The organism is Bradyrhizobium sp. 33ap4, from assembly GCF_032654765.1.
GTDB lineage: Bacteria > Pseudomonadota > Alphaproteobacteria > Rhizobiales > Xanthobacteraceae > Bradyrhizobium > Bradyrhizobium australafricanum.
Genome location: NZ_JAUMTJ010000034.1, coordinates 65,598 through 80,414 on the forward strand (window position 1 = coordinate 65,598; position 14,817 = coordinate 80,414).

Genomic DNA, 14,817 nt, shown 5'->3' on the forward strand with positions numbered 1-14,817 from the left:
GCGCGATGAACCAGCGTCCACAGCAGCCGCGGCCAGTAGCATCCGCCTCCGCCGCGCGGTCCGCGACGTCGACGCCGCCGGACGTCGCGCGTCTCGCCAACGAGCTGACCGAAGTGATGAGCGGCCTGCTTGCCGTGATCGAGCAGGAGACCGAGTTCGTCCGCGCCGGCAAGATCCGCGAGAGCATGCGGCTCGAGCCGCAGAAGTCCGAGCTGTCGCGGCGCTACATGCTCGCGGTGGAGCATCTGAAATCGATGCAGAAGATGCTGTCGCAGACCGATCCCGAGCTGCTCGCGACACTGCGCCGTCATCACGAGACATTCCGCGCCATGCTGCAGGTCAATTTGACCGTGCTCGCAACGGCGCACGCCGTCTCCGAAGGCATCGTGCGCGGCGTCAATGCCGAGGTGCAGCGCCGCAACATTCCGAACACCTATACCGCGAGCGGACAGCGCGCCACGCCGGGCCCCCGCAACATGACGCCGATCGCGGTCAGCCGCACGCTCTGACGCCTACGCTTACAATTTAGCTCAATTCGACGCCGCCCAGGCAGCGCGGCATTCAGCGTGTTTTCTAACAGCCTGTTGAGAGGTTCCCCGTAGAGTTGCGGACCGTGAGGGGTTGGGATTTGACTCAAGCAAACTAGTGCCTGTGCACTACGAGGCTGCCATGAGTACAGATTTCAACATCAAGCCGGTGGGGGCACCGGTCGCGGCGCCGATGGTCTCTCCCACGAGCGATACGGCGCAGAAGGCGGTCAAGACTGAACTGCCGGCGAGCCAGACCGTCACCGCTCCGGAGCCGAGCGTGCGCGTCACCATCGATCCCGACGCCGTCAACGCATCGATTTCAAATCAGGCTCCGTCGGTCAGCGACCAGGTCATCATCGACCGCGACGCGCGCGCCGTGGTCTATCAGGTGGTCGACAATCGCACGAATTTGGTGGTGAGGCAGTTTCCGGAAGAAGCCGTATTGCGCCGCCGCGCCTATTTCCACGCGCTCGATCTCAGCAAGGACGCGCCGACGCGGGTGCGTGCCACCGATCGCCGCGCCTAGGCGCGGACCAACGACCGCTCAGGTCTTCTGCGTGGCGTAGGCCTTGTCGAGATAGGTCGCCCCGGTGGCCGGATCGGTGACGACATTGGCGATCAACGCCGTCCCCTGCTGCACCAGCGCGAACTTGGTATCGCCGATCCGGAACCCACCATCCTTGATCAGCACGTCCTGATACTTGCTGGTGCCGTCGCTCTGGTAGTGGACCTTGGCGCGGAAGCCATCGACGTTCGACACCGAGATGTTGAACGACTTGTTGTTGGCGTACTTGCCGCTCCAGCTGCCCTCATAGAGGTTCGGATCGACGGCCACATAGGGCGTCTTCGACGGGACCGTCAGGCCGGCGGCCTTGTAGTTGGCCGATAGGATGCTCAACACGTCGGCCATGCCGAGGGCTCCGTCAGGAATCGATCGATCAGCCGCGACCCGAGAGGCCGGCGGCGATATTGCAATTGATATCGATCAGCGACTTCAGTTTCGCCGGATCCGGATTCATCTGGATGTCGACGGTCTGCTTCATCACGAACACGCCGATATTGGCGATGTTCTGGCGAATCTCGAGCGGCTGCGGATTGTCGTCGCCCTGCGCGGCACTGAGAAAGATCGACCACAGCCGGCGGTTGAACAGCAACGCGTGATCGAGCGCCTTGTCGGGACCGTTCCAGTTCGTCTGGACTTCCTGCAGCTGCCGCGCGGCCTTCAACAGCGCCTGCGCTTCGATTTCACGTGGGGACGCCGTCGTCGTGGAGGTACGAGCGTAGGCCTGGGCTGCATTCGACATTCAATGACCTCGATGGGATGCGGATTTCTCGAGCCGCGAAGACGCAATTCTAGCGCCCGATATTTATGCATCCGGCGCCTTTAAATATGGTTAGCAGGCGTTACGAAATGCGTCATTCTGACGGCATGGACAGACACCGTAATATCCCGGAGACAAAAGAAAACGGCGGGGTTTCCCCCGCCGTTCTCGAAGCACTTGCCGGCGCGCTTAGCGGAGCAGCTGCAGCACGCTCTGCTGGCTCTGGTTGGCGAGCGCCAGCGCGGAGACCGCGATCGACTGGCGGGTCGACAGCGCCTGGCTGTTGGCCGCTTCCTCGTTGGTGTCGGCCAGCGTCAGGTTGGACGAACCGGTCTGCAGCACGTTGATCAGGTTCTTCGAGAAGTCCTGACGGATCTGCACGATCGACAGGTTCGAACCCAGCGTCGAGGCTTCGCTGCGCAACGCGGAGCTCGCCGAGCTCAGCGACGAGATGACGCTGTTCGCCGAGTTGTTGTCGAGGAAGTCGGTGCCGGCGGTCAGCGCCTTCAGTCCGAGGCCGCTGGCATTGAAGGTGACGCCGGTGATGCTGAGCGTCGACTTTCCGGTCTCGTTGAAGGTCAGCTTCAGGCTGTCGCCGTTCAACAGGTTGATGCCGTTGAACGAGGCGTCCTGCGCCGTGGTCGTGATCTGCGCGATGGTGTTGTTGTACTGCGTCACCAGAGCGGCACGCGCCGACTGCGAGGCCTGGTCGGCGACCGGGGCCGTGCCGGCCGCGCTGAACGTCGCGGTGCCGCCGCCGGTGTTGGTGAAGGTCACCGCACCGATCGTCGAGGACGCCGCGTCATTGGTCGTGGTGATGACAAGCTTGTTGGAGCTGTCGAGGCTCGCCGTCAGGTTGCTGGCCGCCAGCGACGTGTTCAGCTGCGCCAGTGACGTGCTGGCCCCGAAGGTGAAGCTGAAGGCGGGTTGGCCGGCCGAAGCCGCGATCGCCAGCACGTCACCGCTCTTGATCGTGGTGCCGTCGACGAGGTTGGCAGACGTGCCGCCGAGCGCCGCAGTCGAAGCGACCTGCGACCTGGTGGTGTAGCCGGTCGGGCTCTGCAGCACCTGGTTGGCGATCGACTTCGCGGTATCGACCAGCTTCTGTAGCGAGGTGATGCCGGTGTTGGCGGCCTGCAGCACCTGCACGCCGTTGCCGATGCCATCGAGCAGGTTGTTGATGTCGCTGGCGCGGTTGTCGAGCGATTGCGCGGTGAAGAAGTTGGTCGGGTTGTCGAGCGCCGTGTTGACCTTCTTGCCGGTGGCAAGGCGGTTCTGCGTCGTGGAGAGCAGATCGGCGGTGGACTGGAGGGAGAGGAGGTTCTGGCGAACGGAGGAGGAGAGAATGATATCGGACATTTTCATACCTTTCTGGTGTGAAACTGAGGAAAAAGCCGCTCCAATCCTTTCTGATCGGGCGGATGGCCGATCCTGCGGTCTGGCCGCGAAGGAAAAAGAAATCTCCGGCACGGTATTTGAGACAAAGGCCGAAGAATAAAATTGTCGCCATTGGGCGAGGTTCGCCCCGAAAACTACTGAGACGACTGACAATTCCGGCTAGATAACGACGCTAGCGCCCGCCCCTCGTTCACCAAGCATTAACCATCATGGGAAAGGATCGCTGTCGCATCGGCCCCTGCCCGCAACGGCGGCTGCTAAGCAGTGCCGAACCACTTCGCTCCGCCAGCGAAGACATCGCGCGACTGCAGGCAAAGGAGAACGGTCATGGCCCTGAAGGTCGAACTCAAACCGAACGAACGCATCATCGTCGGCAATTGCGTGATCACCAACACCGACCAGCGTGCCCGCCTGCTGATCGACGGCGACCGCATCCCGATCCTGCGCGAGAAGGATATCCTGACGCCCGAGACCGCGGACACGCCGGCGAAGCTGATCTATCTCGCCGTGCAGCTGATGTATCTATCGCCGGACCCGATGGCGCACCACCCGACCTATTTCAGTCTGGTGCGCGACATCATCACCGCGATGCCGAGCGCATGGCCCTTCATCGAAAACGTCAACAACTTCATCCTCAACGGCGACCTCTATCACGCGCTGAAGGAATCCAAGAAGCTGATCGCACACGAAGAGAAGCTGCTGGAAACCGCGCGCGACCAGCAGAACGCCGAGCAGGACGACACACGCAAGAGCGCATAGAGCTTCTTGTTTTGACGCGTTTTCTTTTGCGCGAACCGGCGTCCGCTTCGCTTGAAAACGCTCCAGCCCCACTCGCCTCAACGAAAAAGTCCTCCGCGCGGAGGCCTTTTTGCTGGCTGGAGATGAGGAGCGCGCGATCAGCTGATCGGTAGGTATTTCAGGAGCGTCGTCTGATACAGCATCGACGTGGTCTGGTACGACGCCTGCAAGCTGGTTTGCAGCGCCAGGATCTTGGTCGCGACCTCGTCCTGATTGACGCCCTCGACCGAGTCGAGCATCGTTTCCGCCATCCCCTTCAGCTGGGTCTGCCGATCGGTGGCCGCCTTGGTCGCGGTCTGGGCACCGGCGAACTCGGCCTGCACGTCCTGGATCTGCTGCTGACCGTTTTGCGGGGCGAGGTTGCCGCTCACGCGCTGCGCGAGCGCCGTCACCTGCGCGCTCGCATTCGGGTTGCTGGCATTGGTGGTGACGGCTGCGTACACCGCGACGTTCTGCAGCAAATAGCGGAAGGCCTGCTCGTTGGCGCGCGCGCCATACTGCACGGTGATCGACTGATCGACCTGGGCGACCGCGGTGCCGCGCGCCGACCCCGGGCCATTCTCGCCGGTGTACCAGTAGACGGTGTTGCCGGGCGTGCCCGCGACCAGGTTGGTCGCGGTGTCGAACGGCGGTCCTCCTACCCTGAGCGGCGCCGGCGCTGCGGTGGTGTTGTTGGCGATGCCGAGCGCGCCGAGCGCGGCGGTGTTGTAGCTCGAGATCGACAGGCTCTCGCCGTCGGCGCCGTGCAGGGTGATCGCGCCGTTGCTGATGGTCGACGGGTTCTTGGTGCCGCTGATCTGGTCGATCTTGGCCATCAGCGTCTGCACGCTGTCGGTGACGTTGACCTGGTTGCCGGTGGCGCCCGAGGCCACGAAGGTGATCGGCGTGCCGTTCACCGTGATGGTATCGCCGGCGGCAAAGCTCGTCGACAGCGAGTCGGTGCCCGCCGTCCCCGACAGCGCCGTGGCGCCGCTGATCGGCGCCGGCGGCGTGTTCTGGTTGTTGACCGCCGCACCCGAGACGGTTGCGACCGGATTGAAGAAATTGTTCGACGCCGCCACCGCGGACGCCGCGACCAGCGACGTGTCGCTCAACGTCTTGATCGACGAGGTCAGCGTCGATTGCAGGTTGGCCGTCGTCGCCGCGGTGTCGGCGCCGATCAGGAACGAGCCGGCGGGCGGCGGGTTCGTCGTCGTCGCCGTGAGTTCGATCGCTTCGGTGGTGCCGTCGGGCAGCGTGAAGTTGAACTTGATCTTGTCGCCGTCCTTCGGATTGACGGCGCCGAGATCAGCCGACGCGGTCCTCGGCGTGCCGGCCGGCTGCGTCACCGTGGCGCCACCCGTCAGCGACGACTGCACCGACAAGAGCTTCAGGCCGAACGGCGAGCCGTCCTCGGCGATACTCGTGACCGTCGTGGTCGCCGGCGGCGACGAGACGCTCAGGCGTCCCATCATGCCGGCGCCCTGATCGGCCTGCTTGCGCTCATTGATGAGCTGCGTCAGGCCGGCCTGGGTTGCCGTGCCCTTGAGCATGGTATCGGCGGACACCGTGGCCGGCGTATCCATCGCGCGGCCGGAGAACAGATAGCGGTCGCCCGACTGGCTGTTCAGCATCGCGACCGCGTTGGCGAAGGCCGCCTGCGCCGTGATCTGGCCCGAGGTCTGGCCGCTGTCGTTGAGCGTCAGCGTCGCCGTCGTCGCGGCGTTCTTCACCTGGGTCCCGACGTCGGACAGGCCCTGCAGGGTGAGGTTAGCGACACTCAGGCGCGTGTTGAGGTTGGTGGCGGTATCGGAGAATGCGTTGATGCCGCTGATCTGCGCGCGCAGGCTGAGCGCGAAACCGCGATCGAGCCCCTGCCCCGCATAGGTCGTCGATACCTTGCCGGTCGCAAGCTGCGTGGTCAGGTCATTGAGCTGATTCCGCAGGTTGAGGATCGTGGTGCCGATATAGGAAGTTCTGCCGCTTACGCCGTCGATCGACATGTTACCCTCACGTGAGCTGCAGCAGCGCGTCGTACATCTGCTTGATCGACGACATCACGCGCGCATTGGCGGAATAGGCGTTCTGCAGCGAAAGCAGATGCGCCATCTCCTCGTCCATGTTGACGCCGGAGGTCGAGTCCATCTTGGTCTGCAGCGTGTTCAGCACGACGTCCTGGCCGTCAGCCAGTTGCTTGGCGGCGGTCGCCGACTCGCCCTGCTGGCTGATGAACTGCTTGGCAAAGTTGAGCAGCGTACCGGTGAACGGCGCGCCTGACGTGCCAAGGCCGGTCTGCGGCGAATAGCTGTACGAGGCGTTCGACAGCTGGTTCAGGACGAGGTTGGCGCGCGTGGTGTCGCCGGCCGGCGTCTGCGGATTGGTCGAGTACACGACCATGCGCGAGGGATCGCCGATCAGGGCGGTGTTGACGCTGATGCGCGCGGCAAGGCCGGTGGTCTGCGAGCCGTTCGCGGTGGTCGCGCCGGTGTAGAGCCCGCCATTGTCGGTGAACAGCGGAAGGTGCGGATCGCCCGAGGTCAGCGACGAAACCGTCGTGGTGACCGACGCCGCGGTCACATCGGCCTTGTTGGCGGCGCCGTCGTCGAGCACGCGCAGCGTCGATCCGGATGGGTTGGAGAATTGCAGGCCGGTTCCGCCGAGCGCGCCGTTGAGCTGCGACAGCACCGAGCTCATGCCACCTGAGAAATCGATGCCCAGCACCTCGTCGTTCGGATCGACGGTCGCGGTATTGCTCAGCGGCAGCACGCTCGGATCGTCGACGCGCATGATCGACAGATTATGCGTGAGGCCGGTGGTGTTGTCCTTGTAGGAGACGTGGATGGTGTTGCCGTTCTGCAGCCCCGAGAGATCGAGGTCGAAGCCGGACTGCGCCCCCGCCGTCGCCGCGGTGCCCGCGGTCGTCTTGTCCGACAACGCGCTCGACATCGCGGCCGCGAACTGATCGATCTGTGTCTGGGCCTGCGCCAGCGTGTTGTCGCGCAACTCGAGATAGGCGGCGATCTTGCCGGAGCGAATCGAGTTGGTCGACACCATGTCATAGGTGCCGCCATGCGGGAACGTGATGGTGATGGTGCCGACCGTGCTCTTGGTCGGGTCGGTATTGTACAACGTGTTGGGCGTCATCGTGCCCTGGGCGTTGAAGCTGAGCGTCGCGGCCTCGGTGCCGACCAGCTGCACGCCGGAATTGGTGAACACGCTCACCTGGTTCTGGCTGTTGGTGACGGTACGGATGTCCATCAGCTGCGAGAGCTGCGTGACGTAGCGGTCGCGCTGATCGAGCAATGCTGCGGTCGAGGCATCGGTCGTGCCGCCATTGGCCGCCAGCTGGACATTGAGGCGCGCAATCTGCTGCAACGCATTGTTGGCGCTGTTGATGGAGTCGCTGATGCCGGCCTCGGCGTTGGCGCGCAGCGTCTGGATTCCCTGCGAAGTCGCGTTGAGCTGCTGCGCCATCGATTGCGCGGCATTGATCACGCCGATGCGGGCCGACTGCGATTCCGGGCTGGTCGACAGCCCCTGCAGCGCGGTCAGGAACTTGTTGTAGGCGTCCTCGATCGTGCCGGTGGAGTCGGGATTGCCGTACACGCCCTGCAGATTGGCCAGGAAATCCGAGCGGACGTCGGCATAGGCCGCGCCCGACGTCTCGGTGCGAAGCTGGGTCTGCAGGAATTCGTCGAGCTGGCGGTTGACACCGGTGATGAGGACGCTCGATCCGTACTGGCCGGTGGTGCCGGTGACCTGATTGAGCGTCTTCCTGACGTAGCCGGGCGTCTCCGCGTTGGCGACATTCGACGACACGAGCGAGAGCGAGGCCTGCGTGGCGCGCAGGCCCGACATCGCGGTGGAAAGGGCTTGGCTCAAACCCATGATGTGTACTCGCCTTTACTTCTTCACACGTGCAGCAACGATGCGATCAGCGCACCACGTTCAGGAGATCCTGCACCATCGAATTGGTTGTGGTGATCACCTTGGTGTTTGCCGAATAGGCCTGCTGGGTCACGATCAGCTTGGTGAATTCGTCGGCGATATCGGTGTTCGAGCTCTCGAGCGAGGAACCGACGATGGTGCCGGCCTTGCCGAACAGCGCCGCACCGGACTCGTCGGTCGCCTCGAACGCACCGCCGTCGATGCGCTTGAGGAAGTTAGTGCCGTTGAAGGTCGCCACCGAGATTTCGGCGAGGTCGATGTTGCGGCCGTTGGTGTAGTTGCCGACGATACGGCCGTTGGTGGAGACGCTGACCGACTGCAGCTGGCCGGCGGGGAAACCGTCCTGCTGGATCTGGTTGACCTGAACGTTGCCGTTGGCGTCGGCGAACTGGGTCACGCCGCCGGAGCCGAAATTGATCACGGGGCTGCCGAGCGACACGCCGTTGACGACGGCATTGGTGAGCGCCACCGAGGAGATCGCCGGCGACATCTGGCCGTTCGAGGCGAAGGTGAAGTTGACGTTGACGTTCTGCCAGGAGACCTGCGTGCCGGTCGCATTGGGATTGACCTGATAGAACAGGTTCCAGGTGTCGGTATGTCCGCTGCCCAGCGAGGAGCTGTCGGTCTTGGCCCAGCGGAATTGCAGGTTCACCGGCGCACCCGAGACGTCGTAGGCCGTGACGGCGCCGCCCGAGACGGATTCGTTCAGGAAGGTCGAGTTGTCGTTGCCGATAACCTGGCCGGTGCCGACCGTGCCGCCGCCGCCGCGAACCGCGACCGCCGACCCGGTGAAGCCGAGCGCCGCAAAGGCGGTCGCGTTCGAGCTCGTCACGTTGAGATCGGCCAATTTGCCGGAGTGCAGGGTGATCTTGCCGCCGCTGATCGTCGATGGCGTCGTGGTACCGGTAATCGCGTCGATCTTCGCAAGCAGCGTTCCGATGCTATCGGTGACGTTGAGTTGGTTGCCGGTCGCCCCCGACGCCACAAAGGTGATGACGGTGCCGTTGACCGTGATCGTGTCGGCGGGCACGACGGGCGGGCCCGCAGAGCCGGCGCTGAAGTTGGTATTGATCGAATCGGTGCCGGCTGCGCCCGAAAGCAGGGTCGCGGCGGTAATGGCCACCGACGGCGTCGCCTTGTTGTTTTGCGCGGTGCCGGTGATGGCGGAATCGGTATACGGCGCAGCCGGCGTGCCCAGCACCAACGGATTGTTTCCACTGCTGAACGCGCCCGGCCGGATCAGCTCGGAACCGGGAACCGAGGTGTCGTGCGCCGTGGTCAAGGGATAGGACGCGAGGTTGGCGCGATAGTCGATCTTGGTGGTCTGCTGCGCCGGCAGGAAGTCGTTCTTGAATTGCAGCACCTGCGGCGATGAGCCTGCCGGGTTGCCGGTGGTCGGGTCGATCGGCACGCCCTCGAGATAGTAGCCGGCGCCGTTGACGAGATAGCCGTCCTTGTTGAGCTGGAAATCGCCGCGGCGGGTATAGCGGTCGACGCCGTCGAACACCGGGGCGCCGTCGGTGAAGCTGCCGGGCTTCTGCACCGCGAAGAAACCGTTGCCGTTGATCGCCATGAAGGTCGCGACCGATGCCGACTGGACGTCGCCCTGGACCGAGTTGGTCGAACGGGACTGCGCGGTGACGCCGCCGGCAAGTTGCGCGGTCAGCGCGGTCTGCGGCACGAGGTCAAGGAATGAGGTATCGATGCGCTTGAAGGCGGTGGTCTGCGAGTTGGCGATGTTGCCGGAGATGTTCTCGAGCGCGTACGACCCTGCGCGCAAGCCACCGACAGCCGTCGTGAGAGCGCCGAAGATACCCATGACATGTTCTCCAATTCGATTCCCGGCGGCTGGCAATCACAGGAATGGCCGCATCGGCGCAGCATGTCGCAAAGGTCGTGCCACGAAACAAAACGTAACAAAATCATCCGCTTGAAAAAAATGCCCCGGTCGTTCGACCGGGGCACATTTGCCGGGAGCGGCAACAATTGCCGGGAAGGAATGTCAGGTCGCCGATGGCGCCGCCGGGTGAAACACCAGCGCGAAACCGTCCATGCAGTAGCGCAGCCCGGTCGGTTTCGGGCCGTCGTCGAAGACGTGGCCGAGATGGCCGCCGCAGCGGCGGCAATGCACCTCGGTGCGCACCATGCCGAAGGTGCGGTCCGACGTCGTGCCGACCGCATTCTCCAGCGGCTTGTAGAAGCTCGGCCAGCCGGTGCCGCTCTCATACTTGGTCTCGGACGAGAACAGCAGCAGGTCGCAACCGGCGCAGGCGAAGGTGCCCTTGCGGTGCTCCTTGAGCAGCGGGCTCGATCCCGGCCGCTCGGTGCCCTGGTTGCGCAGGATCTCGTATTGCTGCGGCGTCAGCTGGGCGCGCCATTCGGCGTCGGTCTTCTCGATCTCGAATTTCTCGGCGGCCTGCGCCGGCGAGGCGCGCAGCCAGCGGAAGGCGGCGAAGCCGAACAGACCGGCGACGGAAGCAAGCAGGATGCGGCGATCGATCATCAATCATCTCCGGTGCGGACGGCTCAGGGGGCGCGCCCGAGGTTCGTCAAGAGATACGAACCCCGCCGGCGGACGTTACATCCGTCCGTCGGAGATCCGCTCACTTTCTTGCGAGGCATCCGGATACGGCGCCTCACCGTCGTCAATCTGCCTGGGCGCGGGCGGCCGCGCCGGCCGCACGGCCGACGGGGGTGGACGGCGGGGTGCAGGTCCCCTGGTTCCCGCCCTGAGATTGGCCTCGGCGAGCCGCGCCTCGCGCAGGCGCTCCTTCGCACGCGCACCCTCGCGGTAGCGCGCCAGAACACCCGCCACGGACGAGGCCCCCCTCGCCCACAGGCTGACGAAATGACCGGCGACGCGGCCGGTGGCGCCGCCGGCCCAGACCAGCTCGAACGGCGAAAACAGCCGCCAGCGATCGTCGCCCCACAGGATGCTGCGCGCGATCAGCTGCCCGGCGAGCGCCGAGGTGTTGAGTCCCTGCCGGCCGAAGCCGCTCGCCACCCACAGGCCTCGGCGCAACTGGCCGATCTGCGGCATGCCGTGCACGGTAACGCCGACCGCGCCGCCGAACATCTCCGCGACCGGAACCTTGCCGAGTTGCGGAAACACCGTGGCGACGCGACGCTGCACTGCGGCGCCGAGGCGCTCCGGCCGTGCGTTCCAGGTGGTTTCGGGGCTGGCCCACAACAGCCGATCGCCATCGACGACACGGAAATGGTCGATGCCGTCGCTGTCGACGACCGAGCCGGGAAAGGCGATGGACTCCGCCAGCCGCTCCCCGAGCGGCTCGGTCAACGCCGCGTAGCGCCACACCGGCAGCAGCGTATCGGACAGCCGCTTCAACGGCGCACCGAGATGGATATTGCCGGCGAGGACAATATGGTTGGCCCGCAGCCGCGCCGTCGGCGTCACGATGCGCTTGCGGATGCCCGAAAAATCGATGCTGACGACCGGCGTCTCCTCGAAGATCCGCACGCCTGCCCGCGTCGCCAGCGCGGCGAGGCCGTGCACATATTTGCGGCCATCGATCTGGAGCGCCTTCGGATAATAGATGCCGTGGAAATAGCGGCCGGTCCTGAGCACGCTGCGCACGCGATCGACCTGCCAGCCCTCGACCTCGGTCGCGAAATCCTCGCCCAGCGTCTGCAGACGGCCGATCAGCGCCTCGCCGACATCGACATTGGAGACTTCCAGCGCGCCGTCGCTCGGCTTGATGCCCGGGATCAAATCCTCGGTAGCGGTGGCGCGGACATAATCGGCGCCCTCCTTCGATAGCGCCCACAATTCGCGGGCATCGTCGAGGCCGACGCGCTCGATCACATCTGATATCGGCAGGCCGAATCCCGGCATCACGGTGCCGAGATGATGACCGGAGGCGTTCCAGCCGATCTGGCGGCCCTCGAGCACCGCAACGCTCGCACCGAGCCGCGCCGCCTCACGCGCCACGGTCAGCCCGGCCAGCCCGGCCCCGACCACGCAAATGTCGACGTCGAGGTCGAACGCCAGACGGTCGCGGAACGGCGAGGCCGCCTGATCGGGGCCGTCCGCCGCACTTGTGGAACTCTCGCTCATGGCGTTTCTTACGGACCGCTGCGGCGCTTGTCACCTTGTCCAGGGCATGAGCCTGTAGAATTAATTCGACCTGACCGAATCGAGAATGGAAGTCCATGCGCCGTTTGCTGCTGCTGCGTCACGCCAAAACCGAACACGACGCGCCTTCGGGGCACGACCAGGACCGCCGTCTCGACGAGCGCGGCCACCGCGACGCGGCGGAGATCGGCGGCTGGATCGCCCGTCATCCACCCCTGCCCAATCTGGCGCTGGTCTCGCCGGCGGTCCGCACCAGGCAGACCTGGGAGATCGTGCGCGAGGTGCTGAAGGGCGCCGGGCATGCGCCGAAAGTCGAATTCGTGCCGGACCTCTACGGCGCCGATCCGGCGCAATTGCTGACCGCGATCCGGATGGCTTCGGTCACCGATCCGAAGCGGCTGATGCTGATCGGCCATAACCCCGGCATGCACGAGCTCGCGCTGACCTTGACCGGCAGCGGCGACGAGGCCGCAAAGCGCGCGCTCGGCGACAATCTGCCGACCTCGGGGCTCGCCGTTTTCGACTTCGCGACCGACGACTGGAACGACGTCTCGTTCCGGCGCGGCAAGCTCGTCCTGTTCGTCAGCCCTAAACTGTTGAAGCAGGCCTCGCGCAGCTGACGCAAGCGGACAGCGCCGCGCCGCCATGCTATATTGACGTCTGCGCGACAGGGGGACCGGTTCGCGTCGATACCAGACCGACTTCAAGAAAAAGAAGGCGCGCGTCCCGGGCACAGGGACCAAACGGCTCCAGACCAATCGCGGACAGGAGGCGCAGATGTACAAGTCCATTCTCGTTCCGATCGACCTCGCCGATACCGACCTGGCGAAACCGGCGATCGCAACAGCTGCAACATTGTCGCAAACATGGAACGGGACGGTGCGTCTGCTCAACGTGCTGCCGATGACGCCAGTGATGCTCGCCGAATACGTGCCGGCGGATTTCGACAGCCAGCAGCGTGAGACGTCGGAAGAGGCGCTTGCGATCGTCGCGCGCGAATCCGGCATCGCACCCTCCCGCATCTCGGGCGTGGTCCGCCAGGGCGGCATCTATCACGAGATCCTCGAAGAGGCCGCGACCATGAAGGCCGACCTGATCGTGATGACCTCGCACCGGCCGGCGATGCGCACCTACTTCCTCGGCTCGAATGCCGGGCACGTGGTGCGCTACGCCAAATGCTCGGTGCTGGTGGTGCGGCACTAAAGCGGGATGAGTTACGGGGCCGCCGCAGGCGGCGCTGCCAAAATATCGAAAACAACCCCATGCAAAGTAGCCGGCGGCGGCCGACGTTCGACCAGGTAACGTTCGACCAGGCACGCCCGACCAGACACGCCCGACCAGACAACTTGACACGTCGGGCAACTCAGGGATATTCTTCTAGTATTCCGAAATCGCTCCCGCGTCCCCCTCGCCGCCAGGCGGGAGACGGGACGCGCCCTATTTGCGGTCGCAGCCTAATCTAATCTCAGCCTGCTTTAATCCAACCAGGGCCCCAACCCGGACATGTCCGCACGCTCGCGGAGTATCCATTGGCTGATTGCGTCGCTACCGCCGCGCCAGATTGAGCCTTCAGCACGGCACCGGTGGCAGCGTCACCGCTATTGCTATTTCGTGAATCTCGGCCTTGTGGATGTCGGCGGCGTTGGCGCCGCGGGCTGAAGATTGAACGTCAGCCAGACGTTCCAGCCTGCTGGCCGATTTTCATTGGCGAATTCGCCATAGCCCTTCAGGTTCAGGTATCCCTGCATGTCTCCGACCGGGAAAATGTAGCCGACCTGCGGGCCGACGCCGGCCACGCGCGACCGGAAGCAGCCGACGCGATCGCCGGAGCCGCTGTCGCAGCCGAGCTGCTGATAGAGATAACCGACGAGGCCGACCTGCCACTGCTTGGTCAGGAACTGCGATGCGCCCCAGTCGAGGTGCATGTCGACGCCGCTTTGATATTGGGTGGAGGGGTTGACGAAGTTGTAGGTGAATCCCAGCACCGTCGAAAATTCATGCCCGGTCTTTGGATCGAAATAGGTGTAGCCGCCGCCCGCGTCGACCGCCCAGTGCCCAATCCCCAAATTCGCCAGGCGGCCCGACTGATAGGCGCCGACCGGAAGGTCGGCGGTAACGTACGTCATGTAATTGTTGACACCGGCATTCCAGCGCAGCGCGAACTGCGGGATCAGGTCGCCGAATGCAATGAGCGAGCTGTCGATGCTGTCAAACCGGGAGAAGGGGAACGTGCCGCCGCCCGGTCCCGTCAATGTCCCGACGAGCGATCCCGCCAGCGACGTGGAGTTGGAGCCGTAGGTCGCCAACAGGCTGGCAGAGGCCTGACCGCCCAGCACCGGCGTTGCAAAGGTGTAGGTCCCGGCGACAAGTCCAAGGTTCACATTCGCATTGACGCTCGCGTTCACGTTGGCCGTCAGATTCGCGGGAAAGCGACCAAGCGTGATTTCGCGCGACCGCGCCACGTCACCGCCGGCGGAAACAGAGGTGTGATAATAAACCGTGCTCACCGACCAGCCCGGCGCCTGCTGAGGAACAGCCGCGAGGCTGCCAAAAAATCCGGGTATCCAAAAGCTGATGCCATTTTCATCGGCGCGAGCCGCATCAATGGGGAGCCCAAGTAAGGCGGCGACTGCCGCCGCGCCCAACCGCAAAACGAAACTAGTCCTCGATATCGATTTCCTGCCCTTCATCGCGGATCTCCCACCCTCCACGGCCTGTAACGGACCGAGGTTGCACGACCAGAAATTTT

The 14,817-nt window shown here is 64.4% G+C and carries 15 protein-coding genes; 6 read left to right on the forward strand and 9 right to left on the reverse strand.

The window, feature by feature from the left end; translation table 11 throughout:
- The first annotated feature begins 5 nt into the window (after positions 1-5).
- Positions 6-509 (forward strand): hypothetical protein, encoded by a 504-nt coding sequence (locus tag Q2M23_RS25360; RefSeq protein ID WP_057016670.1) that lies wholly within the window; start codon positions 6-8, stop codon positions 507-509.
- A 160-nt stretch (positions 510-669) separates the two neighbouring features.
- Positions 670-1,056, forward strand: a complete 387-nt coding sequence (locus Q2M23_RS25365; RefSeq protein ID WP_316397406.1) for a hypothetical protein — start codon at positions 670-672, stop codon at positions 1,054-1,056.
- Between the two features lie 18 nt (positions 1,057-1,074).
- Here Q2M23_RS25365 and Q2M23_RS25370 read toward each other — a convergent pair whose 3' ends face one another.
- From Q2M23_RS25370 to Q2M23_RS25380, 3 genes are all read right to left on the reverse strand, one after another.
- Positions 1,075-1,440 (reverse strand): hypothetical protein, encoded by a 366-nt coding sequence (locus Q2M23_RS25370; RefSeq protein WP_016846761.1) that lies wholly within the window; start codon positions 1,438-1,440, stop codon positions 1,075-1,077.
- Between the two features lie 28 nt (positions 1,441-1,468).
- Positions 1,469-1,834 carry a flagellar biosynthesis regulator FlaF gene (flaF, locus tag Q2M23_RS25375; RefSeq protein ID WP_016846762.1) on the reverse strand — a complete coding sequence of 122 codons (366 nt, stop codon included), beginning with the start codon at positions 1,832-1,834 and terminating at the stop codon, positions 1,469-1,471.
- A gap of 207 nt (positions 1,835-2,041) precedes the next feature.
- Positions 2,042-3,217 carry a flagellin gene (locus tag Q2M23_RS25380; RefSeq protein WP_410469761.1) on the reverse strand — a complete coding sequence of 392 codons (1,176 nt, stop codon included), beginning with the start codon at positions 3,215-3,217 and terminating at the stop codon, positions 2,042-2,044.
- On the opposite strand from Q2M23_RS25380, the gene Q2M23_RS25385 reads away from it, so the two are divergent.
- Positions 3,198-3,350: a hypothetical protein gene (locus Q2M23_RS25385; protein ID WP_159109478.1), complete on the forward strand. Its 153-nt coding sequence runs from the start codon at positions 3,198-3,200 to the stop codon at positions 3,348-3,350. The genes Q2M23_RS25380 and Q2M23_RS25385 overlap by 20 nt on opposite strands.
- Before the next feature lie 227 nt (positions 3,351-3,577).
- A complete protein-coding gene (gene flbT, locus Q2M23_RS25390; protein ID WP_316397411.1) occupies positions 3,578-4,009 on the forward strand; it encodes a flagellar biosynthesis repressor FlbT in 432 nt (143 codons plus the stop codon).
- 137 nt (positions 4,010-4,146) lie between these two features.
- Here flbT and Q2M23_RS25395 read toward each other — a convergent pair whose 3' ends face one another.
- The 5 genes from Q2M23_RS25395 to Q2M23_RS25415 all read right to left on the reverse strand — a co-directional run bounded on the left by Q2M23_RS25395 (position 4,147) and on the right by Q2M23_RS25415 (position 12,050).
- The gene (locus Q2M23_RS25395; protein ID WP_316397413.1) at positions 4,147-6,030 is read right to left on the reverse strand and encodes a flagellar protein; all 1,884 of its coding nucleotides are present in this window, start codon (positions 6,028-6,030) and stop codon (positions 4,147-4,149) included.
- Positions 6,031-6,037: 7 nt separating this feature from the next.
- The gene (gene flgK, locus Q2M23_RS25400) at positions 6,038-7,915 is read right to left on the reverse strand and encodes a flagellar hook-associated protein FlgK (protein WP_316397415.1); all 1,878 of its coding nucleotides are present in this window, start codon (positions 7,913-7,915) and stop codon (positions 6,038-6,040) included.
- A gap of 46 nt (positions 7,916-7,961) precedes the next feature.
- Positions 7,962-9,794 (reverse strand): flagellar hook-basal body complex protein, encoded by a 1,833-nt coding sequence (locus Q2M23_RS25405; protein WP_057016673.1) that lies wholly within the window; start codon positions 9,792-9,794, stop codon positions 7,962-7,964.
- Positions 9,795-9,977: 183 nt separating this feature from the next.
- On the reverse strand, positions 9,978-10,478 hold the full coding sequence (gene msrB, locus Q2M23_RS25410) for a peptide-methionine (R)-S-oxide reductase MsrB (protein ID WP_316397416.1): 501 nt from the start codon (positions 10,476-10,478) through the stop codon (positions 9,978-9,980).
- Between the two features lie 75 nt (positions 10,479-10,553).
- The gene (locus Q2M23_RS25415; protein ID WP_316397417.1) at positions 10,554-12,050 is read right to left on the reverse strand and encodes an FAD-binding oxidoreductase; all 1,497 of its coding nucleotides are present in this window, start codon (positions 12,048-12,050) and stop codon (positions 10,554-10,556) included.
- Positions 12,051-12,145: 95 nt separating this feature from the next.
- Here Q2M23_RS25415 and Q2M23_RS25420 point away from each other — a divergent pair, with 95 nt between their 5' ends.
- Together Q2M23_RS25420 and Q2M23_RS25425 are read left to right on the forward strand one after the other, a co-directional pair.
- Complete coding sequence (locus Q2M23_RS25420; RefSeq protein WP_316397418.1) at positions 12,146-12,688, forward strand: histidine phosphatase family protein; 543 nt, start codon at positions 12,146-12,148, stop codon at positions 12,686-12,688.
- A gap of 157 nt (positions 12,689-12,845) precedes the next feature.
- The gene (locus Q2M23_RS25425) at positions 12,846-13,271 is read left to right on the forward strand and encodes a universal stress protein (protein ID WP_016840840.1); all 426 of its coding nucleotides are present in this window, start codon (positions 12,846-12,848) and stop codon (positions 13,269-13,271) included.
- A 401-nt stretch (positions 13,272-13,672) separates the two neighbouring features.
- Here Q2M23_RS25425 and Q2M23_RS25430 read toward each other — a convergent pair whose 3' ends face one another.
- On the reverse strand, positions 13,673-14,758 hold the full coding sequence (locus Q2M23_RS25430; RefSeq protein WP_316397420.1) for a transporter: 1,086 nt from the start codon (positions 14,756-14,758) through the stop codon (positions 13,673-13,675).
- Between the last annotated feature and the right edge of the window lie 59 nt (positions 14,759-14,817).

Bases quoted from the DNA above. Each gene is read 5' to 3' on its own strand.
- Q2M23_RS25360 (WP_057016670.1), top strand. From the start codon at position 6: ATGAACCAGCGTCCACAGCAGCCGCGGCCAGTAGCATCCGCCTCCGCC.
- Q2M23_RS25365 (WP_316397406.1), top strand. From the start codon at position 670: ATGAGTACAGATTTCAACATCAAGCCGGTGGGGGCACCGGTCGCGGCG.
- Q2M23_RS25370 (WP_016846761.1), bottom strand. From the start codon at position 1,440: ATGGCCGACGTGTTGAGCATCCTATCGGCCAACTACAAGGCCGCCGGC.
- flaF (WP_016846762.1), bottom strand. From the start codon at position 1,834: ATGTCGAATGCAGCCCAGGCCTACGCTCGTACCTCCACGACGACGGCG.
- Q2M23_RS25385 (WP_159109478.1), top strand. From the start codon at position 3,198: ATGATATCGGACATTTTCATACCTTTCTGGTGTGAAACTGAGGAAAAA.
- Q2M23_RS25380 (WP_410469761.1), bottom strand. From the start codon at position 3,217: ATGAAAATGTCCGATATCATTCTCTCCTCCTCCGTTCGCCAGAACCTC.
- flbT (WP_316397411.1), top strand. From the start codon at position 3,578: ATGGCCCTGAAGGTCGAACTCAAACCGAACGAACGCATCATCGTCGGC.
- Q2M23_RS25395 (WP_316397413.1), bottom strand. From the start codon at position 6,030: ATGTCGATCGACGGCGTAAGCGGCAGAACTTCCTATATCGGCACCACG.
- flgK (WP_316397415.1), bottom strand. From the start codon at position 7,915: ATGGGTTTGAGCCAAGCCCTTTCCACCGCGATGTCGGGCCTGCGCGCC.
- Q2M23_RS25405 (WP_057016673.1), bottom strand. From the start codon at position 9,794: ATGGGTATCTTCGGCGCTCTCACGACGGCTGTCGGTGGCTTGCGCGCA.
- msrB (WP_316397416.1), bottom strand. From the start codon at position 10,478: ATGATCGATCGCCGCATCCTGCTTGCTTCCGTCGCCGGTCTGTTCGGC.
- Q2M23_RS25415 (WP_316397417.1), bottom strand. From the start codon at position 12,050: ATGAGCGAGAGTTCCACAAGTGCGGCGGACGGCCCCGATCAGGCGGCC.
- Q2M23_RS25420 (WP_316397418.1), top strand. From the start codon at position 12,146: ATGCGCCGTTTGCTGCTGCTGCGTCACGCCAAAACCGAACACGACGCG.
- Q2M23_RS25425 (WP_016840840.1), top strand. From the start codon at position 12,846: ATGTACAAGTCCATTCTCGTTCCGATCGACCTCGCCGATACCGACCTG.
- Q2M23_RS25430 (WP_316397420.1), bottom strand. From the start codon at position 14,758: ATGAAGGGCAGGAAATCGATATCGAGGACTAGTTTCGTTTTGCGGTTG.